Source organism: Streptomyces sp. NPDC023723 (genome assembly GCF_040639815.1).
Taxonomy (GTDB): Bacteria; Actinomycetota; Actinomycetes; order Streptomycetales; family Streptomycetaceae; genus Streptomyces.
Window position 1 is genome coordinate 1 of the sequence record NZ_JBFAAP010000073.1, and the last position, 17206, is coordinate 17206.

The 17206-nt window shown below is 72.7% G+C and carries 15 protein-coding genes; 4 read left to right on the forward strand and 11 right to left on the reverse strand.

Annotated elements, in window-relative coordinates; all coding sequences use genetic code 11:
* The 5 genes from AB0G32_RS36940 to uppS all read right to left on the reverse strand — a co-directional run.
* Positions 1-1595 (reverse strand): beta-ketoacyl synthase N-terminal-like domain-containing protein (locus AB0G32_RS36940; RefSeq protein WP_361174095.1); only part of this gene is annotated, 1595 nt, incomplete at its 3' end.
* Between the two features lie 24 nt (positions 1596-1619).
* Positions 1620-3257 (reverse strand): PfaD family polyunsaturated fatty acid/polyketide biosynthesis protein, encoded by a 1638-nt coding sequence (locus AB0G32_RS36945; protein WP_361174098.1) that lies wholly within the window; start codon positions 3255-3257, stop codon positions 1620-1622.
* A gap of 64 nt (positions 3258-3321) precedes the next feature.
* Complete coding sequence (locus AB0G32_RS36950) at positions 3322-4431, reverse strand: SDR family oxidoreductase (protein WP_361174102.1); 1110 nt, start codon at positions 4429-4431, stop codon at positions 3322-3324.
* A 201-nt stretch (positions 4432-4632) separates the two neighbouring features.
* Positions 4633-6093 carry an oxygenase MpaB family protein gene (locus tag AB0G32_RS36955; RefSeq protein ID WP_361174105.1) on the reverse strand — a complete coding sequence of 487 codons (1461 nt, stop codon included), beginning with the start codon at positions 6091-6093 and terminating at the stop codon, positions 4633-4635.
* Entirely contained in the window at positions 6090-6809 is a 720-nt protein-coding gene (gene uppS / locus AB0G32_RS36960; RefSeq protein ID WP_361174175.1) for a polyprenyl diphosphate synthase, read from the reverse strand. Before uppS ends, AB0G32_RS36955 begins: the two co-directional genes overlap by 4 nt.
* Before the next feature lie 313 nt (positions 6810-7122).
* Here uppS and AB0G32_RS36965 point away from each other — a divergent pair, with 313 nt between their 5' ends.
* Positions 7123-7836 (forward strand): S1 family peptidase, encoded by a 714-nt coding sequence (locus tag AB0G32_RS36965; RefSeq protein ID WP_361174108.1) that lies wholly within the window; start codon positions 7123-7125, stop codon positions 7834-7836.
* A 47-nt stretch (positions 7837-7883) separates the two neighbouring features.
* On the opposite strand, the gene AB0G32_RS36970 is transcribed toward AB0G32_RS36965, so the two are convergent.
* Entirely contained in the window at positions 7884-8990 is a 1107-nt protein-coding gene (locus AB0G32_RS36970) for an aminotransferase class V-fold PLP-dependent enzyme (protein ID WP_361174111.1), read from the reverse strand.
* Between the two features lie 153 nt (positions 8991-9143).
* The gene (locus AB0G32_RS36975) at positions 9144-9584 is read right to left on the reverse strand and encodes a VOC family protein (RefSeq protein ID WP_361174114.1); all 441 of its coding nucleotides are present in this window, start codon (positions 9582-9584) and stop codon (positions 9144-9146) included.
* A gap of 225 nt (positions 9585-9809) precedes the next feature.
* Between AB0G32_RS36975 and AB0G32_RS36980 the strand changes: the two genes are divergently transcribed.
* Genes AB0G32_RS36980 through AB0G32_RS36990 form a run of 3 tightly spaced genes read left to right on the forward strand, consistent with a single transcriptional unit; the run spans position 9810 to position 12294 of the window.
* A complete protein-coding gene (locus AB0G32_RS36980) occupies positions 9810-10658 on the forward strand; it encodes an ABC transporter substrate-binding protein (protein WP_361174117.1) in 849 nt (282 codons plus the stop codon).
* The gene (locus tag AB0G32_RS36985) at positions 10655-11494 is read left to right on the forward strand and encodes an amino acid ABC transporter permease (protein WP_361174120.1); all 840 of its coding nucleotides are present in this window, start codon (positions 10655-10657) and stop codon (positions 11492-11494) included. The genes AB0G32_RS36980 and AB0G32_RS36985 overlap by 4 nt, the downstream gene beginning before the upstream one ends.
* Entirely contained in the window at positions 11491-12294 is an 804-nt protein-coding gene (locus AB0G32_RS36990; protein ID WP_361174123.1) for an amino acid ABC transporter ATP-binding protein, read from the forward strand. Before AB0G32_RS36985 ends, AB0G32_RS36990 begins: the two co-directional genes overlap by 4 nt.
* 203 nt (positions 12295-12497) lie before the next feature.
* On the opposite strand, the gene AB0G32_RS36995 is transcribed toward AB0G32_RS36990, so the two are convergent.
* The 4 genes from AB0G32_RS36995 to AB0G32_RS37010 all read right to left on the reverse strand — a co-directional run bounded on the left by AB0G32_RS36995 (position 12498) and on the right by AB0G32_RS37010 (position 17147).
* Positions 12498-14432: an NAD-binding lipoprotein gene (locus AB0G32_RS36995; RefSeq protein WP_361174126.1), complete on the reverse strand. Its 1935-nt coding sequence runs from the start codon at positions 14430-14432 to the stop codon at positions 12498-12500.
* A gap of 260 nt (positions 14433-14692) precedes the next feature.
* Positions 14693-15025 carry an STAS domain-containing protein gene (locus tag AB0G32_RS37000; protein WP_361174129.1) on the reverse strand — a complete coding sequence of 111 codons (333 nt, stop codon included), beginning with the start codon at positions 15023-15025 and terminating at the stop codon, positions 14693-14695.
* Positions 15022-16344, reverse strand: coding sequence for a SpoIIE family protein phosphatase (locus tag AB0G32_RS37005; RefSeq protein ID WP_361174132.1), 1323 nt, complete (start codon positions 16342-16344; stop codon positions 15022-15024). Before AB0G32_RS37005 ends, AB0G32_RS37000 begins: the two co-directional genes overlap by 4 nt.
* The gene (locus AB0G32_RS37010; protein ID WP_361174136.1) at positions 16344-17147 is read right to left on the reverse strand and encodes an alpha/beta hydrolase; all 804 of its coding nucleotides are present in this window, start codon (positions 17145-17147) and stop codon (positions 16344-16346) included. Before AB0G32_RS37010 ends, AB0G32_RS37005 begins: the two co-directional genes overlap by 1 nt.
* Positions 17148-17206: the final 59 nt, after the last annotated feature.

Consider the following 17206-nt stretch of genomic DNA (forward strand, 5'->3'; position numbering starts at 1 on the left):
GCCAGCCGCGCCCCGTGCCCGGCCCGGAACGCCGCGTGGCTCTCCCGCGCGGTCGCCGCCAGCGGCCCGTCGGGCCGGGGCCGACGGATCAGTGCGGCCAGCTCACCGGGGGTCGCGGCGCTGAACAGCACCAGTTCGGCGCCGGCCGCCGCGAGGAGCCGGGCCGGCCGGCCGCCGCCGGCGGGGACGTACTCCTCCAGCGTGACGTGGAAGTTGGTGCCGCCGAACCCGAAACTGGACACACCGGCGCGGCGCGGCCGGTCACCGGCGCTGATCCAGGGCCGGGTGGCGGTGTTCAGGTAGAACGGCGAGTCCGCTACGCCGAGTTCGGGGTTCGGGCGTGTCACCTTGATGGTCGGCGGCAGCACCCGGTGGTGCAGGGCCAGCACCGACTTCAGCATCCCGGTGGCGCCCGCGGCGGACTTGGTGTGCCCGAACTGCGACTTGGCCGATCCCAGCGCGCACCACTGCCGCTCCGCGCGGCCGCTGTCCTGGAACACCTCGCGCAGCGCCGCGAACTCGGCGGCGTCCCCGGCCCTGGTGCCGGTGCCGTGCGCCTCGACCAGTTCCACGCTGTCCGGGCCGTACCCGGCCGCGGCGTAGGCGCGGCGCAGCGCCCTTTCCTGACCCGCCGCGAGCGGCGCGTACACGGCGGTGCTCCGGCCGTCGGCGGACGCGCCCAGGCCGCGGACCACCGCGTAGATCCGGTCCCCGTCGCGTTCGGCGTCGGCCAGGCGTTTCAGGGCGAACATGACCACGGCCTCGCCGAGCATGGTGCCGTCGGCGTCGGCGGCGAAGGGCCGGCAGTCCTCGGTCGGGGAGAGCGCCGGTGTCTTGGAGAAGCAGACGTACATGGTGATGTCGTTCAGCACGTCCACCCCTCCGCAGACCACCAGGTCGCAGGAGCCGAGGGCGAGTTCGCCGAGCCCCGTGGAGAGCGCGGCCAGCGAGGACGCGCAGGCGGCGTCGGTGACGTGGTTGACGCCGTGCAGGTCGTACCGGTGGGAGACCCGGCCGGCCACCACGTTGCCCAGCAGGCCGGGGAAGGTGGCCTCGGTCCAGGTGGGGAAGTTCGCGCTGATCCGGTCGCAGATCTCCTCGGTCCGGTCCGGGGCGAGGCCCGCGGCGAGGAGTTCCCGGCGCCACACCGGCCGGGTGAGCCGGGCGGAGACCTCGAAGCCCAGCGCCAGACCGCTGCTGCCCAGCACCACACCGACGCGTTCGCGCTGTGCGGCGGTCAGCTCCGCCAGGCCGCAGTCGGCGAGCAGGTCACCGGCGGCCATCATGGCCAGCAGCTGCGCGGTGTCGGTGGCCGGCAGGTCGTTGGGCGGCACGCCGTACGCCATCGGGTCGAACGCGAGGTCGGGCAGGAACGCGCCCCGGCGGACGTACGTCTTGTCCGGGGCGGACAGATCCGGGTCGTAGTGGTCCGCCGGCGACCAGCGCCGCGGCGGGACGTCGGACATCAGGTCCCGGCCGGCCAGGACGTTGCGCCAGAACCCGGCGACGTCACGAGCGCCGGGGGTGTACGCGGCGAGGCCGACCACCGCGACCGGGACCTGGACACGTTCTGCGCTGACACGATCTGCACTCATCTGCGCGGCACACTCCACAGCCGGTCAGGCCAGTTCGCGGGGACGGAAGGACAGGGCGGCGTCGGGTACCGGGACGCCGCAGGTGCGCAGCTGGTGCGCGCGGGTCGCCACGGCCGCGCCCTCCAGCAGGTTCAGCGCGATCTGGGTGACGGTGCACCGGGCCGGGTCGGCCAGCAGGCTGCCCCGGGCCCAGTCGTTGAACGCGCCGAGCGAGGGACCGGCCCACAGCTGGTAGTCGGTGCGGCGCTCCGGGCGGCCCTCGATCGCCCACCGGCTGGAGTTGCCCACGTACCACCGGAACACCAGGGCCATCCGGTGCCTTGGGTCGCGCGCGGCCCGGTCCAGCTGTCCGGGGTCGCGCAGCCGCCAGAACCGTTCGGTGTCCGCCCACACCTCGTCCAGGCCGGCGCCGAACACCTCGCGTTCCAGCCGCCGGCGGGTGTCGGCGGGCACCTCCTCCAGTGAGCGGTGGCGCCGGTAGGTGTCGTACAGCCGCCCGGCGCGCGCCGCGAACAGGGTGTTCCTGGTCAGCACCTGCACCCGTACCCCCTGTTCGAACATGTCCGCGGCCGGGGCCATCGCCACGTCGGTGACACCGGCGGCGGCCAGCAGTTCCCGCGCGGCCGCGGACACCCCGGACTCCACGGCCAGCTGATTGACCGACCCGGTCACCACGTAGGCCGCGCCGAGGGCGAACGCGCCGGCCACCGCGCCGGGGGTGCCCAGTCCGCCGGCGGCACCGACCCGGACCGGCCGGGTGTACCCGTACCTGGCCGTCAGCGCGTCGCGCAGCGCGAGCAGTTCGGGCAGGACCACCGTGAGCGGCCGGTTGTCGGTGTGACCGCCGCTGTCCGCCTCGACGGTGACGTCCTCGGCGACCGGGACCCGGCGGGCCAGCCGGCCCTGCTCGGCGGTGAGCCCGCCGTCCCGTACCAGGGAGTCCACCAGCGCCTCGGGAGCGGGTGACATGAACCGCTCCGCGACCTCGCGCCGGGACACCTTGGCGAACACCTGGGTGTCGCGGACCACCCGTCCCGCGCCGTCCAGCCGCAGTCCGGCGGCCGCGCAGCGCACCACGGCGGGTGTCAGCTCCATGAACGCGGAGGCGGAGATCCGGCGCACCCGGTGGCGCAGCAGCAGGTCGGCGACCTGCCACTCCAGCCGGGGCTCGGCGGGGGAGTGGATCAGGTTGACGCCCCAGTTGGGCGCGGTGCCCAGGGCCGCGGTCAGCTCCACCACCGCCCGCTCCACCCGGTCGACGCCCAGTCCGGCCGCGCCGAAGAAGCCCAGCAGCCGGGCCCTGGCCAGCGCCACCACCATCCGGCTGGTCGCGATTCCGTTCGCCATCTCCCCGGCCACGTACGGGAACCGGGTGCCGTGCGCCTCGGCGAAGCCCCGGTCGCCGAGCCACTCCGGGTAGAGCGGCGGGACCAGTCCGACCAGCGGGTGGCCCGGGCCGGGGCCGAGGGACCCGCCGACGGCCAGTCCGTAGCCGGCCCGGTCGCCGTGCCCGTCGCGTACGACGTGCACCGGCTGCCGGACGCGGGCCGCCACGGCGGCGATGCCGGACGGGTCGAACGCGGCCGCTTCGGTGCCGGGCCGCCAGCACACCGGGGGCGTGTCCGCGGCGGTGCCGGGCGCCCCGGACTGAACCGTGGTCACCGGTGGGTTCCTTCCGGTCGGGGGCCGGGGCCGCACGCGTGGGCGGCGAGCGGGGCCCGTCGGGTCATCGGGGGACCGCCTCCGTCCGTGGCCGGAGTCCCGCCATCAGGTACTCGACGCCGATGTCCCGCGGCACGTCCGGCGGTCCGAGCGCGGCCCGTACCCGGGAGTCGTCGTAGCGGCGGCGCTGGCGCAGGTAGCGGAACACGCCGCCGACCCAGTCGGTGAGCGACTCGTGCGGTGTGGGGTCGGTCAGTTCCGGCACGATCGCCACCGGCACCCCGGCGAGCCGCTCCACCAGGGCGCGCAGTACGTCGACGGGGGTGTCCAGCCCGTGCACGACGTGGTACGTCTGCACTCCCTCGCCCTGCGGCAGTTCGGCGAGCCGGGCCATCACGGCGGCGGCCCGCTCCACCGGCATCAGGTTGAGCTGGCCGTCCGGCCGGCCCGCGAGCCGGAACCGGCTCTGGCCGGGCAGGAGCAGTTCCGGTCCCCGGCCGGTCCCGAAGTGCTCCCGCCCGATCCTGGTCAGCGCTCGCTCGATGTTCAGCAGCGGGTGTTCCGGCAGGTCCGGGTGGGGCGCCAGGCCGGTGGTCAGGACGCTGGGCCGGAAGACCACCGCCGGCCGGCCGGTGGCGCGCGTCCAGGTGTGCACCAGTTGTTCCGCCTCGTACTTCGACCGCTCGTAGCTGCCCTCGAACCCGTAGGCGTCGGTCAGTTCGTCCTCGTACACCGTCCCGGTGCGGCGCGCTCCGGCCACGAACGCGGTGGAGACGTGGAACACGGCGGGCAGCCGGCGTCCCGCTCCGGCCAGGCCGAGCACCTGCCGGGTGCCTTCGACGTTCACCCGGCGCAGTACGGCCGGGTCGCCGTCGAGGGTGGTGTTCCCGGCGCAGTGCCAGACGACGTCCAGGGAGTCCGCCAGTTCCCGGTGTGCGCTGCCGGTCAGCCCGAGGTTCTCCTCGGTGAGCCGGACCGGCACCACGTGCACCCGGGTGGCGAGGCCGGCGGTGGTGGGATGGGCGGCGAACCGGTCCAGGCCCCTGGTGACGCGGTCCAGCACCCGGTCCGGCGCACCGCGCGCGAGTACCGTGACCGACCGGTGGCGGCGCAGCAGTTCGTCCAGGAGCCGGAGTCCGAGGAAACCCGTGGCCCCGGTCAGCGCCACCCGCACCGTACCTCCCTGTTACCGTCCCCGACGAAGTCCGACAAGGCGATCACCTTCTCCCGCGGTGCCCGCACGTGAGGGGGAACGCGGGAGATGTCACTGAACCTGCTGACGGCCACCGCACGCGCTGACGGACATGCGTGCGGCGTCGGACCCGTCGCAGACCCATGCCTTGACCCGCTGTCTTCCGACCCCTGCCCGAGTGCCTCAGGCGTCGGCGAGGAGGGGGTCGTAGGGAGTGCCCGAGCGGCGTCCTGACATGAAGGAGAGGAAGTCGCCCACGAAGGCGCTGCGGCCGTAGGTGCCGTCGGCCGTGCCGAGGTCGCGGTGGAAGGCGGTGCGGAACAGCGTCCGGTACTCGTCCGCGTCGATGCTCGCGTCGCCGTCCCGGTCGGTGGCGTCGAAGAGGACCTCGGCGACGCGGATGAGCGCGGGGCCGGCGAGGGCGGGGACGGCGGCGGCGTACTCGTCGGCGCTGACCCGGCCGTCACCGTCCGTGTCGAGAGCGGCCTGCAGTTCGCGCCACCAGGCGGCGAAGGCGTCGTAGAGCCGGGTCTCCTCGGGTTCGTCCAGGTCGAGGCGGGTGGCCAGTTCGCGTGCCATGGCGGCGAGGTCGGGCCAGTCGAGGTGGCCGTCACCGGTCTGATCCAGCACCTCCCGGAAGAACTCCGCGGCCGAACGCCGGCCGGCTCCCGGGTCCCGGGAAGGCACCGGGGCGGGGTCACCGGCCGGCGGCGGTGTGAGGAGACGGAGCAGAGCCGCCGCACGCTTCATCCGGGACCGCACGGCCGTCATGACCGGGACGCGGAGGTCGTCGCTGCCGGGTGAGAGGGAGAGGGTTTCGATGACGGTCTCGGCGTTGATCCAGCCCTGCGGCAGGAAGCGGGCCAGTCCGGCGGTGAGGTAGGCGCCCTGCATCAGGGCCGAGGCACCGGGCAGCTCCGGCAGGCCGGCCCGGCGCCGGTACGCCTCCGGAAGGGAGGCGACGGTGATCACGCCGAGGAGCGGCCCGACGACTGCCCGTCCCGCCGCCCACAGGGTGGGCGCGCCCTTGAGCAGCGCCGGGGCGGGCAGATGGTCGAAGAGCCGGTAGAGGATGATGCGGGCCGCCTCGGTGTCCTCCAGCTCGTTCTCGACGACGCCGTCGAAGTACCGCCAGAAGTCCTTCAGTTCCTCCGGGAGCTCGGCCGCGTCCCCGTCGAGCGCGGCGAGATACGCACGATACTCGGCGTACATCTGCTCCATCGTGTCCTGGCCGAGCGGCTGGCCGCTCAGCCGGCACATCGTGACGGCGCTTTCGAAGAGCGTGGCGACCACCCAGGCGCGGGTCGCCCGGTCCATCGCGTCGTAGGCGCGGCCGCGGGAGTCGGCACCGCTCATCCGGGCGTGCAGCCGGTTGAGCCGCGCGGCCTCCCGTTCACGCACCGCCAGGTCGGGGTCGAACATGCGCCGCATGCTGACGAACGTGTTGCGCAGCCGGCGCCAGGGATGGGCGACGAAGGTGGAGTTGTCGATGAGCGCGGCGCCGACCTGCGGGTGGGCGGCTTCCAGCACCGTGGCGCGGATCAGGGCCAGGGCCCAGCGCGGGTCGTCGAAAAGGATACTGAAATGCGAGGCCGGCCCGAACAGGGGCGCCTCGTCGGCCGTTTCAGTGGTGGCGGACGTCATGATGGGTCTCCGTCGGTCGTGGGTGGCACGCCGCCGAAGCGGCGGTCGCGGCGCCGGTAGGTGTGCAGGCAGGCGAGGAAGTCGGGGGCGCGGAAGTCCGGCCAGAGCACCTCGGGGAAGACCCATTCGGCGTAGGCGACGTGCCAGAGCATGAAATTGGAGATGCGCTGCTCGCCGGAGGTGCGGATGACCAGATCCACGTCGGGGGTGTCGGGAAACGGCAGGTGCTCCGCGAAGAGCTGCTCGGTCACCTCCTCGGCACTCGTCCCGCCGCGGATCAGCGACCTCGCGGCCTCGACGATGTCCCGGCGCCCGCCGTGGTCGAAGGCGACGGTCAGCGTCATCCCCCGGTTGCCGGCGGTCAGCGTCGTCAGGTCGTCGAAGTCCTGGGCCAGTTGGCGGGGAATGCGCGGATCGGCGACGCCGAGGAAGCGGCAGCGGATGCCGCGGGCCAGCAGCGCCGGCGCGTGCTTGCGCACGACCCGGCGCACCAGACGCATCAGATACTCGACCTCGGGCTCGGGACGGTTCCAGTTCTCGGTGCTGAAGGCGTACAGGCTGAGCCACCGCACGCCGCAGGCGCGGGCTGCCTCGATGACATCGATGACGGTGGTCTCGGCAGCCCGGTGCCCGGCCGTGCGGGGGAGTGAACGCCGCTGTGCCCAACGGCCGTTGCCGTCCATCACGCAGGCCACGTGCCGCGGCACCGCACGCAGCGGCCCGCTGTCCCGCCCCACGGCGCGCTCGGCCGCCCACTGCTCGGTCACACTCACCCCGCTTCACCGCCCCCGCCCCGTTCGCCCGGTGGCGCTGGAGCCTTCGCTGGCAGAAGTGTGGCAGGGCGAAAGCGGACCGGACCGACCAAATGACCATCTGTCACCCTTGACTCGTACGTTCGTATCACCAGTGCGCGTGAGTGCAGTGCGGGTGGGGCATCAGGCCGGCGGCGCCCCGGGACTGGCGGTTTCCGGCCTCACCGTCCGGGGCCGCGAGCCTCACAATGGCGGGCACAGGCCGTAGGAGGTCACGGTGAACCCTGCACGTTCCGTCAGTTTCCTCAGAGCCGCCCCGCGGGCGGCCCTCGTCCTCGCCCTGCTGCTCGGCTGGTCCGCCGCTCTCGGTCCGGACGCCCGGGCGGGGGAGCGGGGGGAGGCCCGAGCCAGCGCCGTGGTGCGCGGCGGCGACCCGCTCTACAGTGCGGCCACCCGCTGCACCGTGGGCTTCAACGCCCGGTCCGGCGCCACGCTGTACGCCCTGGTGTCCGGCCGGTGCGCCCAGGGCGCCGGCGGCACCTGGTACGCCGACTCCGCCCTGACCGCGGCCGTCGGTGTCACCGCCGGGGTGAGCTACCCGGGCAACGACTACGCGGCCATCCGGTACACCAGCACGACGTCCTCCTACCCGGGCGAGGTCTCGCTGGGCGGGACCGGTACCCGCGACATCACCACCGCGGCCAATCCCGTCGTCGGACAGCAGGTCTGCCATGTCGGACGGACCACGGGATACCGCTGCGGCACCGTCCAGGCGGTCAATGTGACCGTCAACTACGGCGACGGCAGTGTGTACGGCCTGTTCCGGTCGAACGTCTGCTCAGAAGCCGGGGACGTCGGCGGCCCGGCGTTCTCCGGCGGCACGGCCCTCGGCATCATCGTCGGCAGCAGCGGGAACTGCGCCTCGGGGGGCTTCACCTACTACCAGCCGGTGGTCGAGTGGCTCTCCGCGTACGGCCTTAGCGTCTACTGACCGCCACCGCACCGGCTTCCTCGCGGGTCGGCCCTCTCGTCGGACGCCTACACCGAGGCCAATGCCGCCGCCACCCGCTGCACCGCCTCCGCCGGTGTCGAGGCGTGCGGTGACAGGCGCAACGAGTCCGCCCGTACCGTCGGCGTCACACCCTGCCTGTGCAGCGCCCTGGCCACCGCCGTCGGTTCGTGCCCCGGCACGGCGAACGAAAGGATGCCGGCCCGCCGTGCCGGAGTGGCCGGGGACAGCACCCTGCCCCCGAACTTCTCGACGGTCTCGGTGAGTTCGGCGATCCGCGCGGCGATCGTGCTCTCGATCGCCGCGACTCCGTACCGCTCCACCAGTTCCAGCGCGGCTGCGAAGGACGCGGCCGTGACCGGACTGAGGTTGGTGATGGACCAGCGGCGCGCGTCCGGGGCGGGCGGGTGCTCGACGCCGTCGAAGACACCGGCGTCCTGGACGCCCGTCCACCCGGTGAGTACGGGTTGCAGCACCTCCAGCGCCCGGTCGGACAGCGTCGCGAACCCGGTCGACCAGCCCGCCCGCAGCCACTTCTGCCCGCCCGCGATCACCACATCGGCCGCCTGCCAGGGCATTTCGGCCGCCCCGAAAGCCTGGATGGCGTCCACCACCAGGAGCCGGTCGGGGCCGATGACCTCCCGCAGCGCGGCCAGATCCACTTTGAAACCGGTGCGGAAGTCCACCGCGCTCACCGACAGCGCGACGACCTCGGCCGTCAGTGCTTCCCGCACCAGCTCGGGCGTGACCCCGCCGCCGGGTGCCGGCTCCAGCCAGCGCGGCGCGGCCCGCCCCAGTTCCGCCGCGCGCCGCCACGGGTACTGGTTCGACGGGAAGTCGTCGCGCGGCGCCAGTACGGTTCCGTTCGGCAGCCCGAGCGCCGCGTGGAACAGACCGGTGGAGGCGTTGGGCAGCAGAACGGTGTGCGCCGCGTCCGCGCCCGCCAGCCGTGCCGCCGCGTCCCGCGCCGATCGCTCCGCCCGCATGAGCTCGTCCACGGTCGAGTGGGTCGCCCGCGCCGAGGCTGCCACGGCCCGCGCGGTGGCGTCCACGGCGTCCCGCGACGGCGGACCGAAGCGGGCGAAGTCCAGGTATCCGGCTGGGGCGTCGAAATGCGCGGCGTACGGCGTGAGCACAAGGCGTCCTTCGGGTCGTGCGGTGCGGTGCGAGCGTATCGCCAGGCACACCGCACGCTCCTGGGCGGGCTCCGGTGCGGGACCGTCCCAGTCGGCAGCGGCAGCAGCGGCCGGAGGGCTTGTCAGCGCACCGGCCTCGCCGCCGCCGGGCCGTCAGCCGAGCTGCTCGGCCAGTCCGACGATGATGCCCTCGGGACCGCGGACGTAGCAGAGCCGGTAGCTGTCCTCGTACTGCGCCAGCTCACCGACGAGTTCGGCGCCGTGCGTGCGCAGGCGGGCGACGGTGTCCTTGATGTCGTCGACGGCGAACATGACGCGGTGCGTGCCCAGGATGTTGTGCGGCTGGTCGCGCGGTCCGCTGCTGATCGCCGCGGGGCTGCGGTACTTCGCCAGCTCGAGTCGGCTGTGACCGTCCGGGGTCCGGAGCATCGCGATGTCACAGTGGACGCCGTCGAGTCCGGTGCACTGGTCGGCGACGAGACCCTCGACCTCCGTCCGGCCCTCCAGTTCCATGCCGAGTTCCACGAAGAACGCGATGGCGGCCTCCAAGTCCTCGACCACGATGCCGACGTTGTCCATCCGCTGAATCGCCATGCTGTTTCTCCTTCTGCTTCACACCCCGGAGGGGCTGGTACCCCCGGGACGTAGCCGATGGCGCCTTCTCGACATCCTCCGCCACGAACGTGGGCGAGCGGAGCCCGCACCGCTCGGCGGCGAGCCACGTACAGGATCGCGATCTCAGAACTCGTTGGCCTTTCTCATAGATAACCTTATGATCCGAGATCATCATCTCTCAGCTTCTCAACAGGAAGGCTCCCCGTGATCACGCTCCCCGGGCGCCACTCCCGTGTCTTCGCCGCCGCCACCGCGGCGGCGGGGCTACTGCTCGTGTCCGCCTGCACCTCCACCGACGACGGGGGCGCCTCGAAAACCACGGCCGGCGGAGTGGAACTGGTCAAGGCCGGTCAGCTCACCACCTGCACACACCTGCCGTACCCGCCGTTCCAGTCGGAGATCGACGGCAAGGTGCAGGGCTTCGACGTGGCACTGATCGACCTGGTCGCCGATGCCCTCAAGGTGAAGCAGGAGATCCTCGACACGCCGTTCGAGAACTTCAAGACCGGCGCCTTCCTCAACTCCGGTGCGTGCGACCTGGCCGCGGCCGGCATGACCATAACCGCGGAGCGCGAGAAGAACCTCGACTTCTCGGTCCCCTACTTCGACGCGACGCAGGCCGTGCTGGTCGACAAGAAGGCCGGTGTGACGTCGCTGGCCGACATCAAGGCCAAGAAGGTCAAGCTGGGCGCCCAGGCCCAGACCACCGGCGAGGAGTACGTCAAGAAGGAGGGCTTCGACCCGGTCTCCTTCGAGTCCTCCGACGCCGTCCTCAACGGCCTGCGCACCGGCCAGGTCAAGGCCGTGGTCATCGACTACCCGGTGGTGCAGGGCTGGCTGAAGGACCAGGCCACCGCCGACGCCTTCACGATGGTCGACAACCTGGACACCGGTGAGCAGTACGGCATCGCCGTGAAGAAGGGCAACACCGCGCTCACCGAGGCCATCGACAAGGCGATCACCGACGCCAAGGCCGACGGCACGTACAAGAAGATCTACGAGCAGTGGATCGGTCCGTACGAGGCGCCGTCCGCCTCCCCGTCCGCCTCATGAGCGACGCCGGCACCGGCACCGGCTCCGTGCCACGCCGTAAGGGGCTGAGCCGGCGGCAGAAGCGGAGCCTGTCGCGCGGTGTGCAGTACGCGGTGTTCGTCGCCGCCGTGGTGGGCTTCGCGCTGTCCGCGGACTGGGGCCGGCTGCGCGACCAGTTCGCCCAGGCCGACATCGCCGGGGAGATGTTCCCCGAGGTCATCACCCTGGCCCTGAAGAACACCGTCCTGTACACCGTGTCCGGCTTCGCGGTCGGCCTCGCGCTCGGCATGGTCGTCGCGCTGATGCGTCTGTCGTCGGTCGGCCCCTACCGATGGCTGGCCGGCGTCTACATCGAGATCTTCCGCGGGCTGCCCGCCCTGCTGATCTTCATCTTCATCGGGGTCGCCATTCCCCTGGCCTTCCCCGGAACGGAGATCATCGGCGGCACCTACGGCAAGGTCGCCCTGGCACTCGGCCTGGTCGCGGCGGCGTACATGGCCGAGACGATCCGGGCGGGTATCCAGGCCGTTCCCAAAGGGCAGATGGAGGCCGCGCGCTCACTCGGCTTCACACCCGCCCGTGCCATGGTCTCGGTCATCATTCCGCAGGCCTTCCGGATCATCCTGCCGCCGCTCACCAACGAACTGGTGCTGCTGTTCAAGGACTCCTCCCTGGTGCTGTTCCTCGGTGTCACGCTGGAAGAACGCGAACTGTCCAAGTACGGCCGCGACCTCGCCAGTACGACCGCCAACTCCACGCCGATCCTCGTCGCCGGCCTGTGCTACCTGCTGGTGACGATCCCGCTCGGCTTCGTGGTACGCCGCATGGAGGCGAAAGCCCAGGAGGCCGTGAAATGAGCCGACCGGAGATCCGCGTACAGGGCCTGCACAAGGCGTTCGGCGACAACGAGGTGCTGCGCGGCATCGACCTGGAGATCGGCCAGGGCGAGGTGGTGTGTGTCATCGGCCCGTCCGGCTCGGGCAAGTCCACGTTGCTGCGCTGCGTGAACCTGCTGGAGGAACCCACCCGGGGGCAGGTGTTCGTCGGCGGCACCGAACTCACCGACCCGGACGTCGACATCGATGCCGCACGCCGCCGTATCGGCATGGTCTTCCAGCAGTTCAACCTCTTCCCGCACCTCACGGTGACCGAGAACCTCACGCTCCCTCAGCGACGGGTGCTGCGCCGGGACAAGGCGGCGGCCGGCCGGGTCGCCGCCGAGAACCTGGCACGGGTCGGCCTGGCGGAGAAGGCGAGTGCCTACCCGGCGTCGCTCTCCGGCGGCCAGCAGCAGCGCGTCGCCATCGCCCGCGCGCTGTCCATGGGCCCCTCGGTGATGCTGTTCGACGAGCCGACCTCGGCACTCGACCCGGAACTGGTCGGTGACGTCCTCGCGGTGATGCGGTCGCTCGCCCGCGAGGGCATGACCATGATGGTGGTGACCCACGAGATGTCCTTCGCCCGCGAGGTCGCCGACCGGGTGGTCTTCATGGACGGCGGCGTCGTCGTCGAGGACGGCACCCCCGCCCAGGTCATCGGCGCCCCGCGCCACGAACGCACCCGGCACTTCCTCTCCCGCCTCCTCGACCCCGCGCTGGCGGAGGTCGAGGACGGCGCTCCCGGACCGGACCCCGACCCGGACCGCCCGGGCAGGTGACGAGGCGACACCCGCACGTGTCCCCGGGCCCGCGCGGCTGAGGCAGGGCCGTCCCACCCGGTACGAGCAGCGGGTCGCCCAGGCACTGGTCCGGGCTCCGCTGCCGATCCGCGTCGGCTCCGGCTCCCGCGCGCCGGCGGGTCACGGTCACGCGGTCACGCGGTCGCGGCCCCAGGCGGGCGTGGCGGGCGCGGTGCGCCGGCTCAGGCCGGTGCCCGCTGGTCCGCCGCGTCGCCCTCGTCCGGTTCCGGTCGTACGGCGGTCGTCGCGCGGTGGCCGCCGCCGGGGGCCGCCGGTCCGGCCGTCACCACCAGGATCTCGTCCTGGGCCGCCCACACCCGCCGGTCCGTGCCACCGGGGCACAGCCGCAGTCCGTCGGCGGGGCGCGGGGCATCAGCGGCACAGGCGCGGTAGCCGATCGCGCACTCGCCGTGCCGCAGCGCCGCCGCCATGACGGTCGCGAACGACGCCTCACGGCCGGGCAGCACGTACCGTTCCGCCGGGTGCAGCGCGAGCGCCCCGCCCCGGGTGTCGAAGAGTTCCTCGAACACAGCGGTCAGGCCGGGGCGGTGGGCGATCTGGGCCAGGAGCAGAGCGGTCAGCTCGCCCCGCACGACGACGTCGGTGACCGGGCCCAGGGGCACCACCGCCCGGCTGCGGATGTCGCACAACTCGGCCACCACCGCGGGCGCGCGGCCGGTGGCCTCCGCCACGGAGCGCAGCATCAGCAGAGTCAGCAGGGTGCGGTCGTCCGGGCGGACCGGGCCGCCGTCGTGGTCGGCGCCGAGCACGATCACACTGTCGTAGTCGGCCAGGTCCACGCCGGTGAGGGAGTCCGGACGGTCGAGATCGCCGACGCGGTGCTCGACGTGCAGGCCCGCGGCGCCCCGGGAACGCGGGACGCGGATCTCGGCGGTGCCGGTCTCCGGGCCGGCGACGACGTCGAGGCGCGAGCCCGGCCGGACCGTGCGGCGCAGGGTCTCCACGAGGAGGGGTGCTCGCCGGTTCCAGCCCAGCAGCAGCATCCGCGACGGACGCTTCGGGCAGGCCCGGGCGGGCACCATGGCCGAGACGTCCACAGGGGCTCGGCAGGCGTCGAGCGGCGCGGACCGGCTGTCGTGAGCCACCGCCACCAGCCGGTCACCGGGCCGTACGAGCGTGCCGGGCGCCGGGGTGAGCACGGCCCGGCCGTCCGTCCGCAGCAGACCGACCGCGCATGTCTCCGGCCGGCGCAGCGCCAGCTCGTCGAAGGGGAGCCCGGCCGCCTCCGGGATGTCGAACAGGTGCAACTCGGCGCCGGAGAAGTCCAGCAGGTCGCGCAGCGCGGCCGAGAGCCCCGGCTGCCGCGCCGCCTGCACCAGCAGCTGCGTGGTGACGCGGTCGGTCTCCAGCACGGTGCCCCGGGGCCCCGCGGCCAGCTCGGCGGCGTACCGGTAGCGCTCCTCGCGGACGGCGGCGACCACCGGCGGACCGGTCCGGGCGCCGAGCAACGCGCGCAGCGCGAGGAGCACGCGGACGACGGCCAGGTCGCCGTCCGGCCCCTCGTCGGGCAGGACCACCACGGTGCCCGCCGCCTGCGGAGCGACCAGCGCCAGCGCTTCGGGATCGGTCGGCGCCCCGGTGCGGCACACCAGCCGCACACCGTCGGTGAGCCCGAGGGCGCCCCGCAGCGCCCGCTCCATGTCGGTCGAGTCCAGGTCGGCCAGTACGGTGACCACGCCGCGCCCGCCGACACCGCCGGCGATCAGCTCCCCGACCACCGTGAAGACGTGCTCGGACCAGCCCAGTACCACCGCGTGACCGCGCTCCAGCACCGTGGAGCGACCGCGTCTCAGCTCCGTCAGCCGGTCCCCGAGACCGGTGGTGACGACACCGACGACCGTCGACACACACAGCAGGGCGATCAGCCCGAGCAGCACGGACAGCAGCATCCGCACCGGCGCGCCCGTCACCCCGCCCAGCCGCATGGTCTCCGCGCTGGTGCGCCACACGGCGAGGAGACGGTCGGACAGCGAGCGCGGTGCGTCGGGATCGGTCCACACCAACAGGGCACTGACCGGGACGACGACTGCCAGGCAGCCCAGGGCGAGCCAGCCGAGCAGGGCCCCCGTGCTGCGCGCCAGCGTCCGGTCGAACACATAGCGTGCCCGATCACGTAAGGAAGCCTGGTCCTGCAACCGCCACACCTCCACCCTCGTCCCCTGAAACGGCCCCGATTACCAAAGCCTGCTGGGTGAAGCGCCGATGACGTGCCGGGCCATCGCCACATTCACCCTTATGGGGAGACCTTGGGGAGACCTCGAGAGGCAGCACAGGTGTCTTGTACGGGACTGGCCTGGCCCGGACCGGAGGAGTGGGCCGCGCGTTCTGACCCGGCGGCCTGCCCGTTTGTCAGGAGTCATTGCTCCGTGTCGACACCGGAGCGCATGGTGAAGATCTGGTCCAGGCCGACGATGGCGAGGATGCGCCGGGTGTCGGTGGGGACGTCGGCCAGGACCACGTCGGCGCCGGCGGCCTGGGCGAGCTGGCGGGCGGCGAGGAGGGCCGTGATGCCGGTGGAGTCGCAGAAGGCGAGGCCGGACAGATCGATGACCAGGGTCTGGCCGCGGCCGAGGGCGAGTTTCTCGACCTGTGCGCGCAGGGCCCCCGCCTGCTCGTAGTCGAGTTCCCCGGCCACGTGCAGTACGGGACCGGCGGCAAGGTGGTGGTGGGTGATGTTCAGCGGGCTCATCGTGGTTGGTCTGTCACCGGGGCGGTGGTCGGGGGCGTGGCGGGCACGCCGAGGGCGAGCAGGGCGGTGTCGTCGTCCAGTCCGTCGCCGAAACTCTCCAGCAGCCCGGTCAGGGCGGTGATCAACTGCTGCGGCGTGGCGGGAGCGTGGTCGGCGGCGAAGGCGCGCAGGGCGTCGTCGCCGAAGAGGTGTTCGCGGCTGGGCCCGGTGCGGGCCTCGGTGAGACCGTCGGTGTACAGCAGGAGTGTTTCGCCCGGCCCGAGGGTGGTCCGTGCGGTGCTGAACGGGGCATCGCGCAGCGGGCCTACGAGGAGCCCTCCGGGGGTGGGGAGGTACTCGGCGTGGCCGTCGGCCCGTATGACCAGCGACGGCGGGTGGCCGCCGGAGGCCAGGCGCACCGTGGTCCGGCCGTGGTCGTCGGCGGGCTCGACGACGCCGCATATCACCGTGCAGAAACGGGGGTCGCCGTCGGCGGCGTACCGCTCGTGCAGGACGGCGTTCAGCGTGGTCAGCGCCGCCACCGGGTCGGGATCGTGAAGGGCCGCGGCGTGCAGGGTGTAGCGGGTCAGTGAGGTGAGGGCGGCGGCCTGGGGGCCCTTGCCGCACACGTCGCCCAGGAAGAACGCCCACCGGCCCCGCCCCAGGGAGAACAGGTCGTAGAAGTCGCCGCCGAGACGGTCGGGGGAGGCGGTGTGGTAGTAGACGGCCGCCTCGAGTCCGGGTACGGAGGGCAGCGAGGCGGGCACGAGGGACTGCTGCAGTACGGCGAGGGCGTCCGCCAGCCGTTTCCGGTCGGCCTCGGCCTGCCGCCGGGCCTGCTCCGCCTCGGCGCGGGCCTGCTCGGCTTCGTTGCGTCGGCGCAGGAGCTCCTGTTCGTAGGCGCGCCGGTCGGAGGCGTCGAAGACGGTGGTGCGGATCAGCAGCGGCTCGCCCGCACCGCCGCGCTTGACCACCGAGGAGACCAGCACCGGCAGCCTGCGGCCCTCGGCGCCCTTCAGCTCCAGGGCGATGCCGCGCAGTTCCCCCTGCATGCGCAGCAGTGGCGCGTAGTGCGTCTCGTGGTACAGCTTCCCGCCGACGGTGAGGAGGTCGGGGAAGCGGAGTCTGCCCACCACCTTCTCGCGCGGCAGGCCGAGCCAGTCCAGCAGCGTGGTGTTGATCTTGGCGATCGTGCCGTCCATCAACGTCGACAGGTAACCGCAGGGAGCGGCCTCGTACAGTTCCTCGGCGCTGTCCTCCAGCAGGGCCGTGAACGCGGCGTCGGTAGCCGCCTCGTCCTGGGTCTCCGCGGGTTCGGGTTCCCCGTCGGCTCGGCACATCAACGCAAGGACTCCAGGAAGTCGAGGATGGCCTCGTTGGTGGCTTCCGGGGCGCTCAGCTGCGGGCAGTGCCCGGTGGCGTCCAGGGTGACCAGGCGGGAGGACGGAATGGCGGCGTGCACGTACGCGCCGACCTCGCGGGGCGCGATCACGTCCTGCGCGCATTCCAGGACCAGGGTGGGCACGGTGACGCTCTTCAGGTCCTCGCGGCTGTCGGACAGGAACGTCGTACGGGCGAAGACCGCCGCGATGTCCGGGTCGGTGGCGCAGAAGCTGTTGGTGAGCTCCTGTCCCAGCTCGGGCCGGTCCGGATTGCCCATGATCACCGGAGCCATCGCGCCGGACCATCCCAGGTAGTTCGACTCCAGCGAACTCAGCAGTTCGTCGATGTCCTCCGCCGCGAAGCCGCCCCGGTAGCCGTCGTCGTCGATGTAGCGGGGCGAGGGAGCCACCATCACCAGGGCCCCGATCCGCCGCGGCGCCATCCGCGCGGCCAGGACCCCCACCATGGCGCTGACCGAGTGCCCGACGAAAACCGCCCCGCGCAGATCCAGCTCCTCGCAGATCTCCACCACGTCCTGGGCGTAGCCGCCGAGGGAGGAGTAGCGCTCCTGGCTGAAGGCCGACAGGTCCGAGCCGCCGGAGCCGACGTAGTCGAACAGCACCACCCGGTACCGCTCGGCCAGGGCCGGCACCGCCAGCCGCCACATGTTCTGATCGCAGCCGAAACCGTGCGCCAGCACCACCACCGGCCCTTCGGCCGGGCCGGTGACGGTCACGTTGTTTCTCCTGTGAACATCCATACCGGCCATCCTCTCACCTGCCGCCGGCCGTCGAGAGCGCCGGCCTCGGGGCCCGCCCG

Excerpts from the sequence above, each read along its gene's own strand:
- AB0G32_RS36955 (WP_361174105.1), bottom strand. The coding sequence starts at position 6,093 with ATGACGTCCGCCACCACTGAAACGGCCGACGAGGCGCCCCTGTTCGGG.
- AB0G32_RS36975 (WP_361174114.1), bottom strand. The coding sequence starts at position 9,584 with ATGGCGATTCAGCGGATGGACAACGTCGGCATCGTGGTCGAGGACTTG.
- AB0G32_RS36985 (WP_361174120.1), top strand. The coding sequence starts at position 10,655 with ATGAGCGACGCCGGCACCGGCACCGGCTCCGTGCCACGCCGTAAGGGG.
- AB0G32_RS36990 (WP_361174123.1), top strand. The coding sequence starts at position 11,491 with ATGAGCCGACCGGAGATCCGCGTACAGGGCCTGCACAAGGCGTTCGGC.
- AB0G32_RS37000 (WP_361174129.1), bottom strand. The coding sequence starts at position 15,025 with ATGAGCCCGCTGAACATCACCCACCACCACCTTGCCGCCGGTCCCGTA.
- AB0G32_RS37005 (WP_361174132.1), bottom strand. The coding sequence starts at position 16,344 with ATGTGCCGAGCCGACGGGGAACCCGAACCCGCGGAGACCCAGGACGAG.
- AB0G32_RS37010 (WP_361174136.1), bottom strand. The coding sequence starts at position 17,147 with ATGGATGTTCACAGGAGAAACAACGTGACCGTCACCGGCCCGGCCGAA.